Here is a 5601-nt window from a genome sequence, read left to right as displayed (position 1 = left end):
TACTCGCGGAGGCGGTCGGCCCACCACCCACTTCCGATGACGTCCAGTACCAGCCGGGGGTGGCTCTCGCGGAGCGCCGCCACGACGTCCAGGGCGTCTTCGACGTGCTTGTGCGGCACCAGTCGGGACAACACCGCCAGGCGCGGGCCGTCGGCGCGGGTCCCGGGTGCGCCCGGCCGCACGCCGTCGGGCAGCGGGTCCAGACCGTTGCGGACCACCGCGATCCGCTCCGGGGACACTCCCAGCTCGACGAGCTCCTCCGCCGACGGCAGCGACACGGTGACGTACTGGCTGTCCGAGTGCACGCGCGGCGAGAGGCGCGATTCGATCCACCAGCCGATCCTCGAGACAAGCCACCCGGCGACGGGCCATTGTTCGCGGTGGATGTGGTGGACCAGCACCACCACGGGCGCGGAGGTGGCGAAGCGGGAGAAGAACGGGACGCCGTTCTGGGTGTCGACCACGACGTCGGGTCGTCGCACCCGGCCGAGCGGGCCCACCCCGAACCGACCGAGGAGGATCGCCCCGAGTGCCCGCGGGTAGACGGTGAAGCGGCCACCGCCGCGGCTGATCGTGACACCCGCCCCGGCGGGGCCTCGTCTCACGTCCGAACGGGACGCTCCGCGGGGACGGGAGGTCCGGTAGACGACGGTGTGCCCTGCGGCCGCCAGACCGTCCGCGACGTGCTCCAGGTAGCGCTCACTGCCGCCGCCCTGCGGATGGGTGCTGTCGCGCCAGCACAACAGCAGGATTCGAGCCACGGCGCACACTGTACGCAGCGCGGATCGGGCGCGGGTCCGCCGGTATCGTCTCCGCTGTGACCCCACCTGCAGATCATCGGTCCGGCGCGCTCCGTTCGGTGGCCCGCCGGGCGAGTCTCGGACGCTCGCTCGGCCTCCTTCGGTCGTTCCCGCTCGAGCAGTCCGACCCGGATGCCTTCTATTCCGGCCTGGCGCGCGACACGGTCGACCTTGTGGCGGACCTGTGGGCGGAAGCCGGGGACCTGCCGCCGGCCGGGCCGGGGTCGAGGCTGCCGGGCCTCACGGTGCTCGACGTGGGGGGCGGGCCCGGGTACTTCTCGGATGCCTACGCCGCCGAGGGGGCGCGCTACGTCTCCGTCGAACCCGATGTGGGGGAGATGTCGGCAGCCGGACTGGACCAGGCGGGGTCGGTCCGGGGGAGCGGGATGTCGCTGCCCATCCGGTCGGGATCGGTGGACGTGTGCATCTCCTCCAACGTGGCCGAGCACGTGCCCGAGCCCTGGACGATGGCCGAGGAGATGCTCAGGGTGACGAGGCCCGGTGGCCTCGTCGTGGTCTCCTACACCCTCTGGTACGGCCCGTTCGGTGGCCACGAGATGGGGTTGACGCACTATCTGGGTGGGGAGCGCGCGCGGCGGCTGTACGAACGTCGCCACGGCCGACCTCCGAAGAACGTGTACGGCGAGTCCCTGTTCCGAGTGGGGTGCGCGGAGGGTCTCGAGTGGGCGCGTGGGACGGGATCGGGCGACCTGCTCGCCGCCTTCCCGAGGTATCACCCGCGGTGGGCGTGGTGGCTGGTGCGGGTGCCGGTGGTGCGTGAGGTCGTGGTGTCGAATCTCGTGTTGGTGCTGCGGGCGCGCTAGCCGCCGCGCGAAGTCGGACACTCGTCTACTATGAAGTGGAACGCGTTCTCGTTTTCTACCTCGCGGAGGTCCCCGTGGTCGTCGTCCATGACAAACTCTTCTCCGGCACCCGCTGGACCGATCCCATCACCACGGGTGTTCTCGAGGTGACGTCACCGGCCACGAACGCCGTCGTCGGGAGGGTGGCCGAGACCACCACCGAGGACGTCGACGAAATGGTCAGCCAGGCCCGCGACTCCTTCGAATCGGGCGTGTGGCGGCGCACCCCGCCCGCGGAGCGTGGCGCGCTGATCGGGCGGGTCGCCGACATGCTCGAGGAGCGCCAGGCAGAGGTCTGCCGCATCCTCTCCGACGAGATGGGCACCCCCACGGGCACGGCTGCGATGATCCAGGTGACGCCCACCCTCGCGGTGCTGCGCTACTACGCGAAGCTGGCCACCGATTTCCCGTGGTCCGAGGTTCGGCAGGGTGACTTCGGCGCCTCCGTGGTGACCCGCCAGCCCGTCGGGGTGGTCGCCGCCGTCACCGCGTGGAACGTTCCGCTCTACCTCAACTCGGCCAAGCTCGGCCCGGCCCTGCTCTCGGGCAGCTCGGTGATCCTCAAGCCGTCGTCCGCGACCCCGCTCTCCGCCCTGTGGCTGGCGGACCTGTTCCGCGAGGCCGGGCTGCCCGAGGGGGTGCTGTCGGTCGTCACCGGCCCGAGTTCCGTGGGCGACCACCTGGTCTCCCACCCGGAGGTCGACAAGATCTCGTTCACCGGATCCACCGATGTCGGGAAGCACATCGCGGGCATCGCCGCCCGGAACCTCACCCGGTGTTCGCTCGAGCTCGGCGGCAAGAGCGCGGCGATCATCCTCGAGGACGCGGACATCGCCGCCCACGCCGGCACCATGGTGTTCTCCGCGCTGATGAACTCCGGGCAGGCGTGTGTGTCCCAGAACCGTATCCTCGCCCCCCGGTCGCGCTACGCCGAGGTGGTCGACGCGCTGGTCGAGAACGTCAAGGCCATGCCGGTCGGTGACCCGTCCGACGAGGGCACCGCCTTCGGGCCGCTGGCCAACCACAAGCAGAAGGACAGCGTCGAGGGGTACATCCGCAAGGGTGTCGAGGAGGGCGCGACCATCGCCTACGGCGGCGGGAAGGTCGAGGGACTGCCCGCCGGCGTCGCCGAGGGTGCCTTCGTCCAGCCGACCGTGTTCACCGACGTCGACAACTCCATGACCATCGCGCAGGAGGAGATCTTCGGGCCCGTGCTCCAGGTCATCGCGTACGACACCGTCGACGAGGCCGTGCAGATCGCCAACGACTCCGAGTTCGGCCTCGCCGGCGCCGTCTACTCGGCCGACCCGGACGCCGCGCTCGCCGTGGCGCAGCGGGTGCGCACCGGCACCATGGGCATCAACTGGTACGCCTTCGACCCGAGCGCCCCGTTCGGCGGATTCAAGAATTCCGGACTCGGACGCGAGAACGGGCCCGAGGGGCTGGACGCCTACTGCGAGCTGCAGAGCGTGCTCATGCCGTTCGGGTGGGAGCCCCCCAGGTGAGTCGCTGACCGCGCACCTGACCGGCGGGCCGGGACCTCACCGGGTTTCCCGGCCCGCCACCAGAGCCGACGCGATCCCGCGCGAACTCACTCCACGCGGTAGCCGACGCCCCGCACGGTGTGGACCTTGTTCTCCCCGATCTTGCGCCGCAACGACCGGATGTAGACGTTGACGATGTTCGACCCGGGGTCGAAGTCCATACCCCACACGCTCTCGAGCAACTGCTCACGGCTGATGGTCTCGCCCTTGTTGCGCAGCAGCATCTCCAGCAGCGAGTACTCACGGTTGGTCAGTTCCTGGATGCGACCGTCGACCTCGACCCGGCGCGTGCGGATGTCCAGTCTCATCCCGGCGTGCTCGAGGATCCCCGGGTCCTCCGACGCCTCGTGCTCGCGCAGACGGAGCCGGATGCGGGCGAGCAGCTCCGGCACCCGGAACGGCTTGACCATGTAGTCGTTCGCACCGGAGTCCAGGCCCTCGACGGTGTTCGCGACGGTGTCACGGGCCGTGAGGATGATGACGGGTGCGGCGAAGCCGCGGTCGCGCGCCTCCCGGAGCAGCGCCAGGCCGTCGACGTCCGGCAGCCCGATGTCGAGCAGCATGAGGTCGATGTCGGAGATGGTCGACAGGATGGATCGCGCGCTCTCTCCGTCCACAGCCTCGAGTGCGGTGTACTCGGCGCCGCCGAGTGCCTTGACCAGTACCGAGCGGATGAGATCGTCATCCTCCACGACGAGAACGTTCGTCATGCAACCCTCCTTCTCCGACAATGGAGTATCCCACGGGGAACGCGTGTTTCGAGCGTCACATCAGTCCGTGTCGTCCCCTGAGTCGTTGCTCGCGGGGATACAGGGGATGACGATGCAGAAGGCCGCTCCCCCGCCCTTGGCGTTGAAGGCGAACGCACGGCCACCGTGTGCCCGGGCGATCGTCGCGACGATGGCCAGTCCCAGACCGGTACCGCCGCGCCCGTCGCGGAGCTGCCCGCGGGCGGTGTGGAAGCGCTCGAAGATGCTCTCCTCCTCGCCGGGCGGGACGCCGGGCCCCGTGTCCCGCACCCACCACAGCAGGCGTCGGCGGTAGTTCTCGCGTTCCGGCGGTTCGGGCAACGGACCCGCCGCCATGTCGGCGGGGACCGTCGGGTCCCCGGCGGCGATGGCGCGGCAGCCGATCTCGATGACGTCGCCCGGGCCCGTGAACCGGACGGCGTTGGAGCAGAACTGGATGAGAGCCTGGGTGATCCGATGCTGGTCCAGTAGGGCGATGTCCTCCGCGTACGGGAGCACCGTCCACTCCCGGTCCGCGATCACGTCGATCTTGGCCTCGACGTCCAACACCAGTTCCGCCACGTCCGTGGGGGCGGTCCGGAGAAAGTCCGGCCGATCGGACCGCGCGAGGGTGAGGAGGTCCTCGACGATCCGGGTCATCCGCGACAACTCGTCCTGCATGATCCGGGTCGTCTCCGCCCGGGCATCGGGGTCCTCGGGCATGAGGTCGAGGTTGCCCTGCACCACGGTGAGGGGGGTGCGCAGCTCGTGCCCGGCGTCATCGAGGAACTCCCTCTGCGTCCGGTAGGCCTCCTCCACGCGCTCGAGCATCGCGTTGACCGTGTCGGCCAGCGAGACGATCTCGTCGGGCCCGTCGACCGGGACCCGACGGGAGAGGTCCGCGGCCGAGATCGTCTCCGCGGCCTCGCGGATCCGACGGACCGGGACGATCATCCGGCCGGCCAGGAGCCAGGCCACGAGCGCGCTGAGGACGATGCCGCCGGCGCCGGTGCTCAGTAGCAGGTCGGCGACGCGGTCGGTCTCCTCCCGGGTGGGGGCGTCGCTGATCGCGACCACGATGTTGGCCGGGCCTGCGGGGCCGTCGACCTCGGCCTTCCGCCAGCGCACGGTGCCGTCGATGACCCCCGACCCCTCGTCTGACACCAGGCCGATCCGCTGGATCTGGGACCTCATGGACGGGGGGAAGAGGGTATCTTCCTCCACACTGAACCTCGAGAGAGTGAACTGCGTGCCCGACGTGGTGGCGGTCCCCACGAGGAGGAGCTCGGGCGACGGGTACTGCTGGGCCAGATAGGCACGGATGAGTTGCTCGGTCGTGGGGTCCTCCGTCTCGAACGACGGCAGCACCCCGGCATCGATGAAGGTCGTGAAGTCGGCGGCCTCCCGATTGAGTCGCAGGTCCGTCGTCCGCTCGGCCGTGAGGTAGAGCACCTGCAGGGTGAACAGGACCATCGCGGTGAACACGGCCGCCGAGGTGAGCGTGATGCCGAGTGTGATGCGCAGGCGTGCCGAGTACCACCACCGGACCGAGCGGGACCTACCGAGCCGCGGGGTCACCCCGGTGTGGGCCGGCCGTCGGTCCGCGAGGAGTCGCGGGGTGAACCCTCGCCGCGCGGGGTGGCGGCGGCGTGGGCCGGAGGCCCGG

5 protein-coding genes are annotated in these 5601 nt (G+C 70.3%); 2 read left to right on the top strand and 3 right to left on the bottom strand.

Annotation, left to right across the window (positions count from 1 at the left end; all coding sequences use genetic code 11):
• Window positions 1–761: glycosyltransferase (locus G6026_RS07380; RefSeq protein WP_182612785.1), on the bottom strand; the 761-nt coding region annotated here is incomplete at its 3' end.
• Window positions 762–817: 56 nt separating this feature from the next.
• On the opposite strand from G6026_RS07380, the gene G6026_RS07375 reads away from it, so the two are divergent.
• Both G6026_RS07375 and G6026_RS07370 read left to right on the top strand, forming a co-directional pair.
• Entirely contained in the window at window positions 818–1624 is an 807-nt protein-coding gene (locus G6026_RS07375; RefSeq protein WP_309230164.1) for a class I SAM-dependent methyltransferase, read from the top strand.
• Window positions 1625–1659: 35 nt separating this feature from the next.
• Complete coding sequence (locus G6026_RS07370) at window positions 1660–3168, top strand: aldehyde dehydrogenase (protein WP_309230163.1); 1509 nt, start codon at window positions 1660–1662, stop codon at window positions 3166–3168.
• 86 nt (window positions 3169–3254) lie between these two features.
• Here the strand turns inward: G6026_RS07370 and G6026_RS07365 are convergent, their stop codons facing one another.
• A complete protein-coding gene (locus G6026_RS07365) occupies window positions 3255–3917 on the bottom strand; it encodes a response regulator transcription factor (protein ID WP_107757523.1) in 663 nt (220 codons plus the stop codon).
• A 60-nt stretch (window positions 3918–3977) separates the two neighbouring features.
• On the bottom strand, window positions 3978–5601 hold a 1624-nt coding region (locus tag G6026_RS07360), incomplete at its 5' end, for a HAMP domain-containing sensor histidine kinase (protein ID WP_347238079.1).

Source organism: Dietzia sp. DQ11-38-2, assembly GCF_014145055.1.
GTDB lineage: Bacteria > Actinomycetota > Actinomycetes > Mycobacteriales > Mycobacteriaceae > Dietzia.
The sequence above is the reverse complement of the archived record's forward strand: the minus strand, read 5'-3'. Positions and strand labels throughout refer to the sequence as shown.